This is a genomic window from Rhodospira trueperi, assembly GCF_900101965.1.
Classification (GTDB): domain Bacteria; phylum Pseudomonadota; class Alphaproteobacteria; order Rhodospirillales; family Rhodospirillaceae; genus Rhodospira; species Rhodospira trueperi.
In genome coordinates, this window is sequence record NZ_FNAP01000005.1 from 183,411 (window position 1) to 199,697 (window position 16,287).

21 protein-coding genes are annotated in these 16,287 nt (G+C 67.7%); 14 read left to right on the forward strand and 7 right to left on the reverse strand.

Annotated elements, in window-relative coordinates:
* Positions 1-79 precede the first annotated feature (79 nt).
* The 11 genes from BLS85_RS08575 to mobA all read left to right on the forward strand — a co-directional run bounded on the left by BLS85_RS08575 (position 80) and on the right by mobA (position 9,074).
* Positions 80-508, forward strand: coding sequence for a MaoC family dehydratase (locus BLS85_RS08575; RefSeq protein WP_092785226.1), 429 nt, complete (start codon positions 80-82; stop codon positions 506-508).
* Between the two features lie 15 nt (positions 509-523).
* The gene (locus BLS85_RS08580; protein WP_245699148.1) at positions 524-1,174 is read left to right on the forward strand and encodes an SCO family protein; all 651 of its coding nucleotides are present in this window, start codon (positions 524-526) and stop codon (positions 1,172-1,174) included.
* A 93-nt stretch (positions 1,175-1,267) separates the two neighbouring features.
* Positions 1,268-1,993, forward strand: a complete 726-nt coding sequence (locus tag BLS85_RS08585; protein ID WP_092785229.1) for a heme ABC transporter permease — start codon at positions 1,268-1,270, stop codon at positions 1,991-1,993.
* Between the two features lie 48 nt (positions 1,994-2,041).
* Positions 2,042-2,353: a heme exporter protein CcmD gene (gene ccmD, locus BLS85_RS08590; RefSeq protein ID WP_092785232.1), complete on the forward strand. Its 312-nt coding sequence runs from the start codon at positions 2,042-2,044 to the stop codon at positions 2,351-2,353.
* Positions 2,350-2,838, forward strand: coding sequence for a cytochrome c maturation protein CcmE (ccmE, locus tag BLS85_RS08595; RefSeq protein WP_092785235.1), 489 nt, complete (start codon positions 2,350-2,352; stop codon positions 2,836-2,838). Before ccmD ends, ccmE begins: the two co-directional genes overlap by 4 nt.
* A 25-nt stretch (positions 2,839-2,863) precedes the next feature.
* Entirely contained in the window at positions 2,864-4,888 is a 2,025-nt protein-coding gene (locus tag BLS85_RS08600; RefSeq protein WP_092785238.1) for a heme lyase CcmF/NrfE family subunit, read from the forward strand.
* Positions 4,889-4,940: 52 nt separating this feature from the next.
* Positions 4,941-5,480: a DsbE family thiol:disulfide interchange protein gene (locus tag BLS85_RS08605; protein ID WP_245699149.1), complete on the forward strand. Its 540-nt coding sequence runs from the start codon at positions 4,941-4,943 to the stop codon at positions 5,478-5,480.
* Entirely contained in the window at positions 5,477-6,064 is a 588-nt protein-coding gene (locus BLS85_RS08610) for a cytochrome c-type biogenesis protein (RefSeq protein ID WP_092785241.1), read from the forward strand. Before BLS85_RS08605 ends, BLS85_RS08610 begins: the two co-directional genes overlap by 4 nt.
* Positions 6,061-7,611 (forward strand): c-type cytochrome biogenesis protein CcmI, encoded by a 1,551-nt coding sequence (ccmI, locus tag BLS85_RS08615; protein ID WP_092785244.1) that lies wholly within the window; start codon positions 6,061-6,063, stop codon positions 7,609-7,611. The genes BLS85_RS08610 and ccmI overlap by 4 nt, the downstream gene beginning before the upstream one ends.
* Before the next feature lie 27 nt (positions 7,612-7,638).
* Complete coding sequence (locus BLS85_RS08620) at positions 7,639-8,442, forward strand: HesA/MoeB/ThiF family protein (RefSeq protein WP_092785247.1); 804 nt, start codon at positions 7,639-7,641, stop codon at positions 8,440-8,442.
* On the forward strand, positions 8,439-9,074 hold the full coding sequence (gene mobA, locus BLS85_RS08625) for a molybdenum cofactor guanylyltransferase MobA (RefSeq protein ID WP_092785250.1): 636 nt from the start codon (positions 8,439-8,441) through the stop codon (positions 9,072-9,074). Before BLS85_RS08620 ends, mobA begins: the two co-directional genes overlap by 4 nt.
* On the opposite strand, the gene BLS85_RS08630 is transcribed toward mobA, so the two are convergent.
* From BLS85_RS08630 to BLS85_RS08660, 7 genes are all read right to left on the reverse strand, one after another.
* Positions 9,022-9,318, reverse strand: a complete 297-nt coding sequence (locus tag BLS85_RS08630) for a hypothetical protein (protein WP_092785254.1) — start codon at positions 9,316-9,318, stop codon at positions 9,022-9,024. The two genes, mobA and BLS85_RS08630, sit on opposite strands and share 53 nt — an antisense overlap.
* A 206-nt stretch (positions 9,319-9,524) precedes the next feature.
* The gene (locus BLS85_RS08635; RefSeq protein ID WP_092785257.1) at positions 9,525-10,073 is read right to left on the reverse strand and encodes a NifU family protein; all 549 of its coding nucleotides are present in this window, start codon (positions 10,071-10,073) and stop codon (positions 9,525-9,527) included.
* Between the two features lie 115 nt (positions 10,074-10,188).
* On the reverse strand, positions 10,189-10,560 hold the full coding sequence (locus BLS85_RS08640) for a gamma-butyrobetaine hydroxylase family protein (RefSeq protein WP_092785260.1): 372 nt from the start codon (positions 10,558-10,560) through the stop codon (positions 10,189-10,191).
* Entirely contained in the window at positions 10,557-10,808 is a 252-nt protein-coding gene (locus BLS85_RS08645) for a Trm112 family protein (RefSeq protein ID WP_092785263.1), read from the reverse strand. Before BLS85_RS08645 ends, BLS85_RS08640 begins: the two co-directional genes overlap by 4 nt.
* Before the next feature lie 98 nt (positions 10,809-10,906).
* Positions 10,907-11,254, reverse strand: a complete 348-nt coding sequence (locus BLS85_RS08650; RefSeq protein WP_092785265.1) for a type II toxin-antitoxin system RelE/ParE family toxin — start codon at positions 11,252-11,254, stop codon at positions 10,907-10,909.
* Positions 11,251-11,490 carry a ribbon-helix-helix domain-containing protein gene (locus BLS85_RS08655; RefSeq protein ID WP_092785267.1) on the reverse strand — a complete coding sequence of 80 codons (240 nt, stop codon included), beginning with the start codon at positions 11,488-11,490 and terminating at the stop codon, positions 11,251-11,253. Before BLS85_RS08655 ends, BLS85_RS08650 begins: the two co-directional genes overlap by 4 nt.
* 139 nt (positions 11,491-11,629) lie before the next feature.
* Positions 11,630-13,219, reverse strand: a complete 1,590-nt coding sequence (locus BLS85_RS08660) for an ABC transporter substrate-binding protein (protein ID WP_092785270.1) — start codon at positions 13,217-13,219, stop codon at positions 11,630-11,632.
* A gap of 410 nt (positions 13,220-13,629) precedes the next feature.
* Between BLS85_RS08660 and sdhC the strand changes: the two genes are divergently transcribed.
* From sdhC to sdhA, 3 genes are read left to right on the forward strand one after another with little or no spacing between them, the layout of a single operon-like run.
* The gene (gene sdhC / locus BLS85_RS08665) at positions 13,630-14,031 is read left to right on the forward strand and encodes a succinate dehydrogenase, cytochrome b556 subunit (protein WP_092785273.1); all 402 of its coding nucleotides are present in this window, start codon (positions 13,630-13,632) and stop codon (positions 14,029-14,031) included.
* A 27-nt stretch (positions 14,032-14,058) separates the two neighbouring features.
* Entirely contained in the window at positions 14,059-14,460 is a 402-nt protein-coding gene (sdhD, locus tag BLS85_RS08670) for a succinate dehydrogenase, hydrophobic membrane anchor protein (RefSeq protein WP_092785276.1), read from the forward strand.
* Positions 14,461-14,468: 8 nt separating this feature from the next.
* Positions 14,469-16,256 (forward strand): succinate dehydrogenase flavoprotein subunit, encoded by a 1,788-nt coding sequence (gene sdhA / locus BLS85_RS08675; RefSeq protein WP_092785278.1) that lies wholly within the window; start codon positions 14,469-14,471, stop codon positions 16,254-16,256.
* Positions 16,257-16,287: the final 31 nt, after the last annotated feature.

A 16,287-nucleotide genomic window follows, 5' to 3' on the forward strand; every position in this document is an offset into this window, starting at 1 on the left:
GACGGCGGACGCCTTGCGTGACCCTCCGTGTCACTCTACCGTGAGCGGCGATCCCACACCGGAGCCGGAGGCACGGACCATGGAAGGCATCGTCCACACCTATTTCGAGGATCTGGCGGTCGGCCAGTCCGCGAGCTTGGGCAAGACCATCAGCGAGGCCGATATCCTGATGTTCGCCGGGGTTTCTGGCGACACGAACCCGGCGCACATGGACGAGGAGTACGCCGCCGGCACCATGTTCAAGGGCCGCATCGCCCACGGTATGCTCAGTGCCGCGATCATCTCCGCCCTGTTCGGCACCAAGTTCCCGGGGCCGGGCTGCATCTATGTCAGCCAGTCGCTACGCTTCAAGGCGCCGGTGCGGATCGGCGATACCGTGCGCGCCCGCGTCGAGGTGACCGAACTGATGCCGGACAAAAAGTTCGCAGTGCTCAAGACGACGGCGACGGTGCGGGATAAGGTTGTCGTGGACGGCGAGGCGACGTTGATGGTGCCGTCGCGCGGGTGATGGAGAGATAGAGCGGTGTCCCGAAACCTGATCTCGATCCTGGGCGGAGTCGGTATCGTCCTGGTGGTGCTCGCGGTGGGTCTGCTGCCGCGCCTGGAGTTCCTGGTGGGCGAGGAGCCGGCGGAGACCCACGCCGGCGGGCTGTCGGTCGAGATCGACGCCGACACGCCCATCGGCGGGCCGTTCACCCTGGTCAACGGAGCGGGCGAGACCGTCACCGACTCCTCGTTCCCCGGCCAGTATCTCCTGGTCTACTTCGGCTATACGTATTGCCCGGACGTCTGTCCGACCAGCCTTCAGACCATGGCCGACGCCTTGAACGCGCTCGATCCGGCCATTGTCGAGCGGATCCAGCCGCTGTTCGTCACCGTGGATCCGGAGCGTGACCGTCCGGCAGACGTGGCCGAGTATGCCGGTTTTTTTCATCCCAAGCTGATGGGTCTGACCGGCACCGTGGAGCAGGTCACGGCGGCGGCCCGGGCCTACAAGGTGTACTTCGCCAAGGTCGAACAGCCCGACAGCGCCGCGCCCTATCTGCTGGACCACAGCGCGATCACCTACCTGATGGCGCCGGACGGGACGCTGGCCGCGTTCTTCCGCCACGGCGAGCCGGCCGCCGATATGGCGGCGCGCCTGCGCGAAATCGTGGGCGAGGGCGGATCCTGACCACAGCGTGCCGGTTCGACTGGAAATCCAGCGCTGCAGGGGCTAAGGTCCCGTCACGAAATCGACATGCCCGCGCCTGGGCCGGAAGGGATCATGCACCGCTACGCCAACCCCACCCGTTTTCTTCGCATCGCCAATGCCGTCCTGCCCTGGAGCACCGGGGTGATGGTGCTGGCGTTCGCGGTCGGCCTGTCCTATGCCCTGGTGTTCTCGCCGCCCGACTATCAGCAGAGCGAGACCGTGCGCATCATGTATGTGCATGTGCCGTCGGCCTGGATGGGTCTGTTCGTTTACACCTGCATGGCCATCGCCAGCGGTGTCGCGCTGATCTGGCGTCATCCGGTGGCCGATCTGGCGGCGCGCTGCTCGGCGCCGGTGGGCGCGGTGTTCACCTTCATCTGCCTTGTTTCGGGTGCCCTGTGGGGCAAGCCCATGTGGGGCACGTGGTGGGTGTGGGACGCGCGCCTGACCTCCATGCTGGTCCTGCTGTTCCTGTACCTGGGCTACATGGCGCTGGCGGGCGCCTTCGATGACCGCCAGCGCGGCGCCAAGGCGGCGGCGGTGCTGGCGCTGGTGGGCTGGGTGAACATTCCCATCATCAAGTTCTCGGTGGATTGGTGGAACACCCTGCATCAGCCGGCCAGCGTCAACCCGGTCGGCGAAAGCGGTATCGCCATCGACGGGTCCATGCTGATTCCGCTGTTCGCCATGGCCATCGCCTTCAAGGCGTATTATGTCACCACCCTGTTGCTGGGCATCCGCCGCGAGATCGCGGCGGCGAAGGTCCGGTCGCTACGCTTGGCCGAGGTTCAAGGGTAGGCCGACAATGTGGTGGGCAACGGAACGTGGGATGCGGCGGGGACTGTTGTGGACAGCCTGATCACCTATCTGAACATGGACGGCTATGCGGGCTTCGTCTGGCCGTCCTATGGCATCGCGGCCGTGGTTATGGTCGGACTGTATGTGTCTGTCCGGGCAGGTCTGCGCCGCGACGAGCGGACACTGAGTCAGTTGCAGGCGGCCGGCGCCAGCCGACGCCGGCGCGGGACGGAGACTCCGGACCAGGGGGAACGGGACGGAGACTCGACGATGGACACGAGGGACGGACAACGCGACGGGACCGAAGACGGGGACGCTTTCAACGCAATCACACTCCCCGATGACGGAGGTCGCGCGTGACACGTAAGAAGCGCAGACTGTATTTTGTGGGCCTGGGCATGCTCGCGTTGGGCGGAGCGACCGCTCTTGTCCTGACGGCCATCGGCGACAACCTGCTGTATTTCTACAGTCCGACCGACCTGACCGAGCGCGAGGTGGCGCCCGGCCAGCGTTTCCGGCTGGGCGGACTGGTCGAGGAAGGCAGCGTCGAGAAGGACGGGGAAACCGTCCGCTTTGTTGTCACGGATTTGGTTCACACCATCCCGGTGACCTTCACCGGTATTCTGCCCGATCTGTTCCGGGAAGGGCAGGGCGTGGTGACCGAGGGTCAGCTTGGTCCGGACGGTCTGTTCACGGCGGCCAGCGTGCTGGCCAAGCATGACGAGAACTACATGCCGCCGGAGGTGGCCGACTCCCTGAAGGAGAGCGGCTACTGGGAAGAAGGGCTGGAAGGCGCCGAGGCCGCTGTGCGGTCGACCGGCGGCGCTGAACAGACGTCCCACTGAGCCCCGGAGCGCGAGGAGTCCGGCGATGATCCCCGAAATCGGCCATTACGCGCTGGCGCTGGGCCTGTGTGTTGCCCTGGTGCAGGCCATCGTGCCCTTGATCGGCGCGCAGCGGAACAATCTGGCGCTGATGGAGCTGTCGCGCCCGGCGGCGGTGGCGCAGTTCCTGACCATCGGCGTGGCGTTTGCGGCGTTGACCCACAGCTTTATCGTGTCTGACTTCTCTGTCAGCAACGTGTTCCAGAACTCTCACACCGACAAGCCGCTGCTCTACAAGATCAGCGGTGTGTGGGGGAACCACGAGGGTTCCCTGCTGTTGTGGATTATGATCCTGGCCGTGTTCAGCCTCGCGGTGGCGGTGTTCGGGCGCAACCTGCCTCCGACGCTGCGGGCGCGGGCGCTGTCGGTCCAGGCCATGATTACGGTCGGGTTTCTGCTGTTCATTCTGTTTACGTCCAATCCGTTCGAGCGCATCGATCCCGCGCCTCTGAACGGGCGCGGTTTGAACCCGCTGTTGCAGGACCCGGGACTGGCCTTCCATCCGCCCATGCTCTACCTGGGCTACGTCGGCTTTTCGATGGCCTTTTCCTTCGCTGTCGCCGCCCTGATCGAGGGCCGGGTGGACGCCGCCTGGGCGCGCTGGGTGCGGCCGTGGACCCTGCTGGCCTGGATCTTCCTGACCCTGGGCATCGCCCTGGGAAGCTGGTGGGCCTACTACGAACTCGGCTGGGGCGGCTGGTGGTACTGGGATCCGGTCGAGAACGCCTCGTTCATTCCCTGGCTGTCGGGGACCGCGCTGCTGCACTCGGCCATCGTGGTGGAGAAGCGCGACACTCTGAAAAGCTGGACCATCCTGCTGGCCATCGTCACCTTCTCGCTGTCGCTGCTGGGGACATTCCTGGTGCGCTCTGGTGTGCTGACGAGCGTGCACGCCTTCGCCACCGATCCCACGCGCGGCGTGTTCATCCTGCTGCTGTTGGCGGTAACGGTGGTGGGGTCGCTGTCGCTGTACGCGTGGCGGGCGCCGCAACTGAAGGCGGGGGGCGTGTTCGCCCCGATCTCGCGCGAGGGCTCGCTTCTGCTCAACAACGTGCTGCTCAGCACGGCATCGGCCACGGTGCTGCTGGGCACGCTGTATCCGCTGTTCGCCGACGCTTTGAACCTGGGCAAGGTCTCGGTGGGGCCGCCGTTCTTCAATGCCGTGTTCGTGCCGTTGATGGTGCCCATGGTTCTGGTGATGGCTCTCGGTCCCATGCTGGCTTGGAAGCGCGGCGATGCCTATGGCGCGGCGCGGCGTCTGTGGCTGGCTCTGGTGGCCGCCGCCGTGGTGTTCGCCGGAACCTACGTGGCGGCCGGCGGTGCTTTGACCGACGTCGGCGCGGCCTTCGGCATGGGGCTGGGCGCTTGGCTGCTCATCGGTACGCTTGTGGAGTGGGCCGAGCGCGTTCATCTGTTTCGCGTCGACCCCGTGACCAGCCTGAAGCGCGCCGCCGGCCTGCCGCGCGCCGCCTATGGCATGACCCTGGCGCACGCCGGGATGGCGATTCTGGTCATGGGCGTGGTCGGCAACACGGCCTGGAAGGGCGAGTCCATCCAGGTCATGTCGCCGGGCGAGGTGGTGGAGATCGGCGGGGTCGCTTACGAGTTCAGGGGCGCTGAACGCGTGGAGGGGCCAAACTATGATGCCGTGCAGGGCCGCTTCATTCTGCGTCGGGATGACGGCGCGGTGCTGGCGGTCATGGAACCTCAGAAGCGCACCTATACCGATCCGCCGATGCCCACCAGCGAGGCCGCGATCCACACCGATGGCATCACGGATCACTACGCCGTCATCGGCGACCCGTCGCCCGATGACGGGCCGGGCGCCTTTGTGACCCGATTCTATCACGAGCCGTTCGTGCCCTTCCTGTGGTACGGCGCGCTTCTGATGGGGCTGGGCGGACTGGTGTCCCTGACCGACCGGCGCCACCGCATCGGCGCGCCCACCCGGGCGCGCGCCCGTACCGCCGCTCCGGTGGGTGGAGCTTCGGCACGGGGGGCGGCGCGATGATGCAACGCCTGAACACGAAGCCGCGTGTCCGGCACTCCGAGGCGGGGGATTGATGATGCGCAGGATCGTCTATTTCCTTCCCCTCGCGCTGGTCGCGGTGCTTCTGGGGTTCTTCATCGTCGGTTTGCAGAAGGACCCCCGCAAGCTGCCGTCGGTGTTGCTGGACCGGCCGGTGCCCGCGTTCACCCTGGCCGGCCTGCCCGGGCGGGAGGGCGCGTTGACCGGCCCCGACGAATTGAAGGGGCAGGTCACGCTGCTGAACTTCTTCGGGTCCTGGTGCGTGGCCTGTCTCCAGGAACATGCCATGCTGAAGCGCATCCGGGCGGAGGGGCTGGCGCCACTGCATGGCATCGCGTTCAAGGATCAGCCGGAGGACACCCTGCGCTGGCTGGGGCGTCATGGCGATCCCTATGACCGTGTCGGCTATGACACCACCAACCGCATCGCCATCGAGTTCGGGATCACCGGCGCGCCCGAGACTTTCGTGATCGATGCCGACGGTGTGATTCAATACAAGCATATCGGCCCCATCACCGCACAGGTGTGGGCGGAAACCCTGCGCCCGCTGATCGAGGACCTCAGCACGCCATGAGACCCGGGAACAAACAGGCAAGGACAGGGACAGGGGCCATCGCGCGCGTGGTTGCCGGTGCGGCGGTCGCGCTGGCGGTGGCGGTCGGCGCGGGGTCTGCGGGCGCCGTCGAGCCTGACGAGATGTTGGAGGATCCGGCCCTCGAAGAGCGCGCGCGCGAGGTCAGCAAGGACCTGCGGTGTGTCGTCTGCCAGAACGAGAGCATCGACGAATCCAACGCCGACATGGCCCGGGACATGCGCCTTCTGGTGCGCGACCGCCTGCTGGAGGGCGACAGCAACGAGGAAGTCAAGCAATACCTCGTGGATCGGTACGGTGACTATGTTCTGCTGCGCCCGCCCTTCAAACCGACCACGTATGTGCTGTGGTTCGGGCCGGCCCTGATCCTGATCGGGGCGGTCCTCGCCGTGGTGTTCAGCTATCGCCGCAAGGCCGCGGCGCCGGCGGCGCCTCCGCCCCTGACCGACGAGGAAAAGGCGCAGTTGCGGACGCTTCTGGCGGAACGGGGCGAGGGGGCTGAGACCACCGGAAAGGCCCGGGCGGATCACACCAAGCCGAAGGCGCGCCGGGGAGGGCGGTCATGATTCTGCTTTGGATCAACGTCGCCATCATCTCGGCCGTGGTCATGGCCATTCTGATGTTCTCCTTGATGCGTTCCAGCGATCAGGAGGGAGCGGAGCGCGGCGAGTACGATCTGACCGTCTATCGGGACCAGTTGTCGGAGATCGACCGCGACCTTGCGCGCGGGCTGCTGACCGAGGATCAGGCCGCCGCCGCCCGGGTCGAGGTGCAGCGGCGCATGCTGGCGGCGGCCGGTGATCGGAAGGGTGGCGCCAAAAAGGGGGGGCGCGGCAAGGATCGCGACGCCGCCAACGTTGGTCTGTTCGGTCTGATCCCCCGGGCCATCGAACAGGGTCCCTGGGGAATCGCGACCCTCGCCGCCGTGTTCGCGGTCATCCCCATGGGCGCTCTGGCGTTGTATCTGGTGATCGGCTCCCCCTGGCTGCCGGGGCAGCCGCACGCCCAACGCGTTGCCCAGGCGGAGCAGGAGCAGATGGCCGGCCTGCCGGGCGAGGTGCGCGGTGAGATCGAGGACCGCCGCGCGGCCGTGGAGCGGGCGCCGGAGAGCGCGGAGGCCTGGCTGGCGCTGGGCCGGACCTATCGGCAGGCCGAACTGCACGATCAGGCGGTCGAGGCCCTGGAAAAGGCTCGGGACCTGGGATTGCCGGAGGATGAACGGGCCATTGCGCTGGGGGAACTCGGCGAGTCCATGGTCATCAATGCTCAGGGCCGGGTGACCGAGCGTGCTCGCCAGCAGTTCCTGGACGCCCTGCGCGCCGACTCCGGTGAGTGGCGGGCGCGGTTCTATCTGGGCATGGGGGCCGCTCAGGATGGGAACCCGAAGCGGGCGCTGGCCATCTGGATCGATCTGGCGGCCGATCTGCCGTCCGACGCGCCCTGGATGTCCACGGTGTCGCAGGGCCTGGCCGTGGTCTCGCAGAAAGCGGGGATTCCGCTGGAGAGCGTTGCGCCCGCGCATCCGCTGGAACTGGAATCCGGTGCCGTGGAGTTGCTGGCGCCGCCGGGAACCACCGACGATGAGGGTGAGGCCGGTGACCCGGGCGCGCGTATGCGGGCGGAGGCCGATGCCGCCCGGGAACCGGGCGAGGGCTTCAACGAAGACGAACAGGCCATGATTCGCGGGATGGTGGAAGGTCTGGCGGCTCGGCTGGAGGAAAATCCGGACGATGTCGAGGGCTGGCTGCGTCTGGCGGACTCGCGCGGCGTGCTGGGCGAGTGGGACGGGGCCGTGGCGGCCGCCGAACGCGCGGCCGAACAGGCGCCGGAGGATCCGGCGGTGCTCATCCATGCCGCCGACATCATGCTGGGCGCCATGGGCGCCGCCGGTGAGGTGGAGCCGCCCGCGCGCGTCTATGAGCTTTACGAGGCCGTCCTGGAGCAGGATCCGGAAAACGCTAAAGCCCTGTACTTCATCGGGTTGGGGGCGGCTCAGGACGGTAACGTGGCGCGCGCCCGCGACCTCTGGGAGCGGCTGCTCGTGCAGATTCCCGAGGACCAGCCGGCCCGCGCCGCCATCCAGAGACAGCTCGACGCCCTGCCGGCGGAGTAGGGGGGCGCCGATCTCCGGAGTTCGGCCATGACCGACTTCACCGACGAGCAGATCCAACGTTACGCACGGCATATCGTGCTGCCCGAGGTGGGCGGCACGGGTCAGGCGCGTCTGCTCGCCGCGCGCGTTCTGGTGGTCGGCGCCGGCGGGCTGGGTTCGCCGCTGATCCAGTATCTCGCCGCCGCCGGGGTCGGCACCATCGGCGTGGTGGACGACGACACGGTGGACCTGTCCAACCTGCAACGCCAGGTGCTGCACGGCGGACCGGACCTTGGTACGCCCAAGGTCGAGAGCGCGCGGCGGGCGGTGGAGAGGCTCAATCCGGACGTCCGTCTGATCCCCCACAGGACCCGCCTGACCGCCGACACCGTCGCGGGACTGTTGGCCGACTACGATCTCGTCTGCGACGGCTCCGACAATTTCGACACGCGCTTCCTGCTCAACGACGCCTGTCACTTCGCCGGAAAGACGCTGGTGTCGGCGGCCGTGCTGCGCTTCGACGGACAGCTCTCGGTCTACAAGACCCACGCGGGTGGTCCCTGCCTGCGCTGTGTGTTTGCGGCACCGTCGGCGCCGGATGCGGTCCCATCCTGTGGCGAGGCGGGCATCCTGGGGGCCATCGCGGGGGTTATGGGCAGCCTTCAGGCCACCGAGACCGTCAAGGAAATCCTGGGCATCGGCGAGGGCATGGCCGGGCGGCTGCTGCTGTTCGACGCGCTGGCGGGTGACGTTCGCTCGGTGAGGTTCAAGCCGGACCCGGACTGCCCTCTTTGTGGCCGCGCGCCCGCCATTTCCGACCTGTCCGGGCATCGAAAGACCCCACCCGAATGACCGTGCCGCAGCGGGTGGCTCTCGGCATTCTGGCCGGCGGCGCGGCGCGGCGCATGGGCGGTGCCGACAAGCCCCTTCTGCTCCTGGGCGACGGGAGGCCGGTGCTGGCGCACCTGCTGGACCGGCTCGCGCCTTGGCCCGGGCCGGTGCTGTTGAACGCCAACGGGGACCCGGCGCGGTTCAACGGGTTCGGCCTGCCCGTCGTGGCCGATCCGCTGTTCGAGGCCGACGGCGGTCCTGCCGGTCCGCTGGCGGGGCTGCTGGCGGTGCTGGAGTGGACGGCGGCCGCGCATCCCGACGTGTCGTGGCTGGTGAGTGTGCCGGGGGACGCGCCGTTCGCGCCGCCCGACCTGCTCGCCAGGCTGTGGCAGGCGCGGGTGGCGGAGGGGGCGGACATGGCCGTGGCCACGTCGGGCGGGCGGGATCATCCCGTCGTCGGCCTGTGGCCGGTTGCGCTGGCCCCGGCGCTGCGCGTGGCGATGGAGCACGATTCCCTGCGCGCGGCGCGGCGCTGGGCCGCGCGGCACCGCGCGGCGGTCGTCGCGTGGCCCACGGATCCGGTTGACCCCTTCATGAACCTCAACGCGCCGGACGATTTGGCCCGCGCCCACGCTTTGACCGCGCCAGCATGAGCGCGGGCACGCCGAGCAGTCCGACGGCGCCGACCATGGCGAAGGCCACGCCCCAGGCCGCCGGGGTCTCGCGACCGCCGGCCAGATCCAGTGTCAGGCCGAAGGCGACCGGTGCCACGAACGCCGCGCCGAAACCCAGCAGCGAATGCACCGCCAGCGTGGCCCCGCGCCGGCCGGCCGGCGCGGTCTCCACCGCGCCCGCGGTCAGCGCCGCCGAGTCGAGCTGGATCAGGCCAGCGTACACGATGGCGGCGAGCGCCAGAAGCGGGTAGGGCAGGCCGGTCAGCCAGCCAGCCGAACGCCAGGGCCATCAAGGCCGATGCCGTCATGTAGACCTGCATGGTGCCGGCCCGGCCGCGCCGGGTGGCCAGTCGCGCCCCGCCGATGCTTGCGGCCATGGCCACAAGCGCGCCGATGGTCGCGATTCCGCCAGGGGCCAGCGGGCCGGTCCTACATCACGGCCTCGACGGCCTCGACCTCCGGCACGTAGTAGCGCAGCAGGTTCTCGATGCCGTGCTTCAGGGTCGCCGTGGAACTCGGGCAGCCGTGGCAGGCGCCGCGCATGTGCAGATAGACCACGCCGTCGCGGAAGTCGTGGAAGATGATGTCGCCGCCGTCCTGGGCCACCGCCGGGCGCACGCGGGTATCCAGCAGTTCCTTGATCTGGCTGGCGATGGGCGAGTCCGCCACGGCCTCCGCCTCGCCGACGCTCTCCGTTGCCAGGATGGGCTCGCCGGCGGTGTAGTGGTCCATGATGGCGCCCAGCACCATCGGCTTCAGGACCTGCCAGTCGGCGCCGTCCGTCTTGCTGACGGAAATGAAGTCCGACCCCAGGAACACGGCCGTCACGCCCTCGATCCGGAACAGCCGTGCCGCCAGTGGCGAACGGGCCGCCGAGGCGGCGTCGCCGAACTGTGCCGTGCCGTCGCCCAGAACATCCCGACCCGGCAGGAACTTCAGGCTGGCGGGATTGGGGGTGGGCTCGGTCTGGATGAACATGGCGGCGGCTCCGTGATCCTGTCGGCGGCAAGGGCTCATCCGGTGAGTTAAGCGGATGCCTCCGATAAATCAAGACTAAAATAGTCTGGTATTGCGTCGGCGGGGAGCGGTGCGGTCAGGGATCGCGGCTCTTGCCGGCCCGGTTCAGGTCGGCGAGGTAGCCCTCCCAATAGGCCGCGCGGTTCTGCCCCAGGTCCCACAGGTAGTCCCACCGATACAGCCCGCTGTCGTGCAGATCGTCGAAGACGATGCGGACGGCGTAATGGCCGATGGGCTCCAGGTCCATGATGCCGACGTGGCGCCGGCCGGCGACGATCTGGCGCTGGTCGGGGCTGTGGCCCTGGACCTCGGCAGAGGGGCTGTGGACGCGCAGGAACTCCGCCGGCAGCACATGAACGGTGCCGTCGGCGTAGCTCAGGGTCAGGGTCTTGTCGGCCCGACTGACGGCGATGTCCACGGGCACGCGCGGCGAGGGGGCCTCGCTCATGCCGCCGGAAAGCCCGAGCCGGGGGCGGGGTCGTCCAGCGTGCGGGCCTCGTCGATCAGCATGATCGGCACGCCGTCGCGGATCGGAAAGGCAAGGCCGGCCTGCCGGCTGATCAGCTCGCGGTTCTCTCGGTCGTACTCCAGCGGCCCCTTGCCCAGCGGGCAGACCAGGATTTCCAGAAGCTTGGGGTCGATGGGGGTGTCGTCGGTGGCGCGGTCGGCGGCGGTTTCGGTGTCGGTCTCGCTCATGGGGGGTCCTTTGCGTGCTCCTGCTTCGGCCCGGCGGGGCCGTATCGTCCAATATAGGCCACCATCCCGTCGGACGCCAACGGCTCGACGTGTCCGGATCAGCGCATTCCCATGTCCTGGGCGCCTTCCGAAGGTCGAAGCCATGCCGGCACGTCCGATCTCTCATGGAGACCGCGCCAGACATCCACATGATCCGGGTGTTCGATGTAGAACACCAAGTAAGGAAATCGTTTGACGGGCCAGCACCTGAGGTCCGGAAGGTCCAAGTCCACGCCAATCCGAGGCGACCCACTGGCCGGGAACTGGCCGACATGGTTGAGAGCGGGCTCAACGGCATCAACAAAGGCAAGGGCCAGCGCGGCACCACTGTCTTCCCGATAGAATTCTGCGGCCGCCTCGATGTCGGCACGCGCCAAGGCGCGCGGAACGACGGCCTTTCGGGTCACGAATCCGCGCTCTTTCGAATGCGATCACGCAACGCCTGGAACCACGCCGCATCGGCCGGGGCATCTGGTTCGGACGCCGCGCCGGCCAGCAACAGGCCCCGCAAGCTTTGCCTGTCGCGTTCTTTGCGGATCAGGTCATGAACGTAGTCGCCGCCGCTCTTGTACCCCTGTTCTGTCGTCTGCTCGCCGACAAAAGCCGTCAGATCATCGGAAAGGGAAACCGTCAGTCTGCTCATGGCGTGTGTCCCTCCCATGCCAACGTCTCACCTCTGGCGATATGGGGATCGGTGATGGGCGGGGCGAGTCGTTGGCGTGGCGGAACGGGACAAGAACGTCGCCCCGCCCCGTCCCGCCCCGTCCCGCCGGACGCCGGCCCTATTCCACCGTCACGTACTTCAGTTCAAACTGGTTGTCGGCGCGTTGGTGCAGGTCGATGGACTCCCGCTTGCCCCAGGACAGCGGCTGCTGGTGCAGTGGGATGTAGCCCCAGTCGTCCTTCACGATGGCGTAGGCCTCGGAGATCATCGCCTGACGCTTTTCGGGGTCGATTTCGCTCTGGATGGCGTCGGCGAGTTCATCGACGCGCGGGTTGCAGTAGCCGCCCAGGTTGAACTTACCCTGGCCCTCTTCGCGGCAGGTCATCAGGTCGCGTAGCGGGTTGTGCGCGTCCAGGCTGGAGGGCGTCCAGCCCAGCAGATAGAAGCTGGTCTGGTAGGCCAGCGCCTTGGCGAAGTACTTGCTCTTCGGTTGCGCCAGCAGGTTCACCTGAACGCCGACCTTGGCCAGCATGCCGACGACCGCCTGACAGATGGCCTCGTCGTTGACGTAGCGGTTGTTGGGGCAGTCCATGCCGATCTCGAAGCCGTCCGGGTAGCCGGCCTCGGCCAGCAGTTCTCTCGACCGCTCTGGATCGTACGCGGGTCGCTCGTTCAGCGCCGGATCGAAGCCGGCGACCTGCGGACCGATCAGCAGCGCGGCCGGATAGCTGTTGCCGCGCATGATCTTCTGCTTGATGGCCTCGATGTCGATGGCGCGGTAGAAGGCCTCGCGCACGCGCGCGTCCTGCAGCGGGTTGGCGTCGGTCACACTGCCCTCGAACATGGTGTCGCGCCACTGGTCCATGCCCAGGAAAATGGTGCGGAGCTCCGGACCGGTCAGCATCTCGACGCCCGGGGCGGCCTCGACGCGCGGCGCGTCCTGCAACGGCACAGGGTAGACGAGGTCCATCTCGCCCGACAGCAGGGCGGCCACCCGGGTGGCGTCGCTGGTCACGGGGGTGAAGATCGCCTCGGTGATGTTGTGGGTGGCCGTATCCCACCAGTTCGGATTGGGCACGAAGACGGTGCGCACGTCGGGCTGGCGTTCGGTCACCATGAACGGACCCGTCCCGTTGGCGTGGCGGGTGGCGTAGTTCTCCTCGCCGTCCTTGATGTTCGCCGGCTCGACCGCGTCATGTTCCTCGGCCCACTCCTTGTCCATGATGAACAGGTCGGTCATGTCCGAGGTCAGGATCGGATAGGGCGCGTTGGTGACGATCTCGACGGTGAAGTCGTCGATCTTGCGCACCTCCTCGACCGCCGCGACGCGGCTGGACATGTCGGAGCCCGGCTTGGCCGCGCGCTCCAACGAGAAGACGACATCATCGGCGGTGAACGGATTGCCGTTGTGGAAGGTCACACCCTGGCGCAGGTGAAAGCGCCACGTGGTGGGATCGACGAGCTCCCAGGATTCGGCCAGCGCGGGCTCGACGCCAAGGTTCTGGTCGCGGCGGACCAGGCCCTCGAACACGTTGCTGAGGGTGCCGAGCGTGTGGGTCTCGTTCAGGACATAGGGCTCCAGCGCCTGGAAATCGCCTTGGAAGGCCCAGCGGAAGGTCTCGGCCTGGGCGGGAGCGGCGGCGGCGCCAAGGGCGGCGGCCAGCGCACCGGCGGCGAGCACGGCGGATGGGGAACGGGGTGTGGGCATTTTGGAAGCTCCTGCCATAAGATTGTCGGGGGCCTGTTTCGGGGCGCGAACAGCGCCGGACGGGTCGAAGTATCCAATGCCGTGGGAACGAACGCCACCCCCCGATTCCCCACTGCACCGCGACAGATTTTGTGCGGCGCACGTTGACTCCGCTCAATCGGGGGGGCTAAACATCATGACGTTCCGGTGACCGCCCGTGGCGCCGCGAAACCTCCCGCCCCGGTTCGTTCGGGGTGGTAAGGATCTCGCCGTCGCCGCCCGTGCCCCCTTTTCGAGACGACCGCCGCCGTCACGGCAAGGCGGGCCGCCCGGAACAGCCGGCGCGGCCGCGAGGGGCCGTGTCCGTCCGTGTTTCGCGTCGTCGTCGGGATTCGACCACCCGGGCGCGCCCAGATCACGAGGCCCGAACCATGTCGCCGTCCCATGACCGGCCGTTGTCTCCCCACCTTCAGGTCTACAAGCTGCACACCAAGATCGCGCCGCTGCTGTCCATCGCCCACCGCCTGACCGGTGTGGCGCTGGCGTTCCTGGGCACGCTGTTCCTGATCTATTGGCTGGGGGCTGCGGCCTACGGGCCGGAGGCCTTCGCCACCGCGCAGGCGATCTTTTCCTCGCCGCTGGGCATTCTGATGCTGTTCGGTTGGACGGTGGTGCTGTTCTACCACCTCGCCAACGGGGTGCGGCACCTGGTCTGGGACACGGGGTGTCAGGTCTCCAACGAGGGCGTGCGGCGCACCGCCTACATGATGATGGGCAGCGTGCTCGGCCTGACCGTGCTGGCCTGGGTGATCGGGCTCATTGTGGCGCTCTAGGACGACGGGACGAGAGGACTCAGACTCATGAGCAACAATTCACGGTCCATGCAGTCGGCCCTGGGCCGCGCCCGCGGCCTGGGCGCGGCCAAGGCGGACGCCGTCGGGCACTGGTCGGCGCAGCGTATCACCGCCGTCGCCCTGGTGCCCCTGGCCCTGTGGTTCGTCTTCGCGGGCGTCATCGGCAACATCGACTCCGATCACGCGGCGTTCCGCGCCTGGATCGCCCAGCCGATCAACGCCACCCTGATGATGCTGTTCATCTTCACGTCCTTCCATCACGGTGCCCTGGGCATGATCGTGGTGCTGGAGGACTACGTCCACGCCCCCGCCGCCAAGCACATCACCATCATGCTGGCGAAAATGGCGGCCGCCGCCGGCGGCCTGTTCTGCGCGATCAGCGTGCTCACCCTGGCCCTTGGAGGTTGAGAAGGCCCATGGCATCCCCGGAGATCATCGACCACGACTATGACGTCGTCGTTGTGGGCGCCGGCGGCGCCGGCCTGCGCGCCACCTTCGGCGCCGTGGCCGAGGGCCTGAAGACCGCCTGCCTGACCAAGGTGTTTCCCACCCGCTCCCATACCGTGGCCGCTCAGGGCGGCGTCGGCGCGGCGCTCGGCAATATGGCGGAGGACCGCTGGGACTGGCACATGTACGACACCGTCAAGGGGTCGGACTGGCTGGGCGACCAGGACGCCATCGAGTACATGTGTCGCGAGGCCATTCCGGCCGTGTACGAGCTGGAACATTTCGGCGTGCCGTTCTCGCGCACCAAGGACGGCCTGATCTATCAGCGCCCGTTCGGTGGTCACATGCGCAACTTCGGCGAGGCCCCGGTGCAACGCGCCTGCGCCGCCGCCGACCGCACCGGTCACGCCATTCTGCACACGCTCTATCAGCAGTCGCTGAAGTACAAGGCACAGTTCTTCATCGAGTTCTTCACCCTCGACCTGATTATGGACGAGGGCGGCACCTGTCGGGGCGTGATCGCCTGGAACCTGGACGACGGCACGCTGCACCGCTTCCGCGCGCACACCGTGATCCTGGCCACCGGCGGCTACGGCCGGGCGTACTTCTCGTGCACGTCGGCCCACACCTGCACCGGCGACGGCAACGCCATGGTGGCGCGCGCCGGCCTGCCGCTCCAGGACATGGAGTTCGTGCAGTTCCATCCCACCGGCATCTATGGCGCTGGCTGCCTGATCACCGAGGGCGCACGCGGCGAGGGCGGATACCTGACCAACTCCGAGGGTGAACGCTTCATGGAGCGCTACGCCCCCAACGCCAAGGACCTCGCCAGCCGTGACGTGGTCAGCCGCGCCATGACCATGGAGATCCGCGAGGGCCGGGGTGTCGGCAAGGCCAACGACCACATCTTCCTGCACCTGGAGCATCTGGGCGGCGATGTGCTGCACTCCCGGTTGCCCGGCATTACCGAGACGGCGCGGATTTTCAGTGGTGTGGATGCAACCCGGGATCCGATCCCGGTGCTGCCCACGGTGCATTACAACATGGGTGGTATCCCGACGAACTACATGGGCGAGGTCATCAACCCAACGGCCGACGACCCGGACGCCGTGGTGCCGGGCCTGATGGCCGTGGGCGAGTGCGCGTCCGTCTCTGTCCACGGCGCCAACCGGCTGGGCACCAACTCGCTGCTCGACCTGGTGGTGTTCGGCCGCGCCGCCGCCAAGCGCTGCGCCCGCCTGATTACGCCGGACACGCCGCATGCGCCGTTGGCGGACGACGCCGACGAGGCGTCGATCGCCATGCTGGAGCGCCTGCGTACCGCCAAGGGCTCCCGGTCAACCGCCGACATCCGCCTGGATCTGCAAAAGGCCATGCAGGCCGACGCCGCCGTCTTCCGGACCGCCGAGTCGTTGTCACACGGCTGTCAGTCCGTCGATGCCATCGCCGAGACGGTGGCCGACATCAAGCTGGCCGACCGCTCCATGGTCTTCAACACTGATCTGGTTGAGGCGTTGGAACTGGAAAACCTGATCGCCAACGCCAAGGCGACCATCCACAGCGCGCGGGCGCGCGAGGAAAGCCGGGGCGCCCATGCCCGCGAGGATTATCCGGAGCGGAACGACGACACCTGGATGAAGCACTCGCTGGCCTGGGTGGATGAAGCGGGCAAGGTGCGGCTGGGCTACCGTCCGGTGCATACCTACACGCTGACCAAGGATGTGGCGTACATCGCGCCGCAGAAGCGTGTGTACTAAGCCACGCGGATCGCTCGTGTCGGTTGGCCTT

Excerpts from the sequence above, each read along its gene's own strand:
- BLS85_RS08575 (WP_092785226.1), top strand. The coding sequence starts at position 80 with ATGGAAGGCATCGTCCACACCTATTTCGAGGATCTGGCGGTCGGCCAG.
- BLS85_RS08585 (WP_092785229.1), top strand. The coding sequence starts at position 1,268 with ATGCACCGCTACGCCAACCCCACCCGTTTTCTTCGCATCGCCAATGCC.
- BLS85_RS08600 (WP_092785238.1), top strand. The coding sequence starts at position 2,864 with ATGATCCCCGAAATCGGCCATTACGCGCTGGCGCTGGGCCTGTGTGTT.
- BLS85_RS08605 (WP_245699149.1), top strand. The coding sequence starts at position 4,941 with ATGATGCGCAGGATCGTCTATTTCCTTCCCCTCGCGCTGGTCGCGGTG.
- BLS85_RS08610 (WP_092785241.1), top strand. The coding sequence starts at position 5,477 with ATGAGACCCGGGAACAAACAGGCAAGGACAGGGACAGGGGCCATCGCG.
- ccmI (WP_092785244.1), top strand. The coding sequence starts at position 6,061 with ATGATTCTGCTTTGGATCAACGTCGCCATCATCTCGGCCGTGGTCATG.
- BLS85_RS08620 (WP_092785247.1), top strand. The coding sequence starts at position 7,639 with ATGACCGACTTCACCGACGAGCAGATCCAACGTTACGCACGGCATATC.
- mobA (WP_092785250.1), top strand. The coding sequence starts at position 8,439 with ATGACCGTGCCGCAGCGGGTGGCTCTCGGCATTCTGGCCGGCGGCGCG.
- BLS85_RS08635 (WP_092785257.1), bottom strand. The coding sequence starts at position 10,073 with ATGTTCATCCAGACCGAGCCCACCCCCAATCCCGCCAGCCTGAAGTTC.
- BLS85_RS08640 (WP_092785260.1), bottom strand. The coding sequence starts at position 10,560 with ATGAGCGAGGCCCCCTCGCCGCGCGTGCCCGTGGACATCGCCGTCAGT.
- BLS85_RS08645 (WP_092785263.1), bottom strand. The coding sequence starts at position 10,808 with ATGAGCGAGACCGACACCGAAACCGCCGCCGACCGCGCCACCGACGAC.
- BLS85_RS08655 (WP_092785267.1), bottom strand. The coding sequence starts at position 11,490 with ATGAGCAGACTGACGGTTTCCCTTTCCGATGATCTGACGGCTTTTGTC.
- BLS85_RS08660 (WP_092785270.1), bottom strand. The coding sequence starts at position 13,219 with ATGCCCACACCCCGTTCCCCATCCGCCGTGCTCGCCGCCGGTGCGCTG.
- sdhC (WP_092785273.1), top strand. The coding sequence starts at position 13,630 with ATGTCGCCGTCCCATGACCGGCCGTTGTCTCCCCACCTTCAGGTCTAC.
- sdhD (WP_092785276.1), top strand. The coding sequence starts at position 14,059 with ATGAGCAACAATTCACGGTCCATGCAGTCGGCCCTGGGCCGCGCCCGC.
- sdhA (WP_092785278.1), top strand. The coding sequence starts at position 14,469 with ATGGCATCCCCGGAGATCATCGACCACGACTATGACGTCGTCGTTGTG.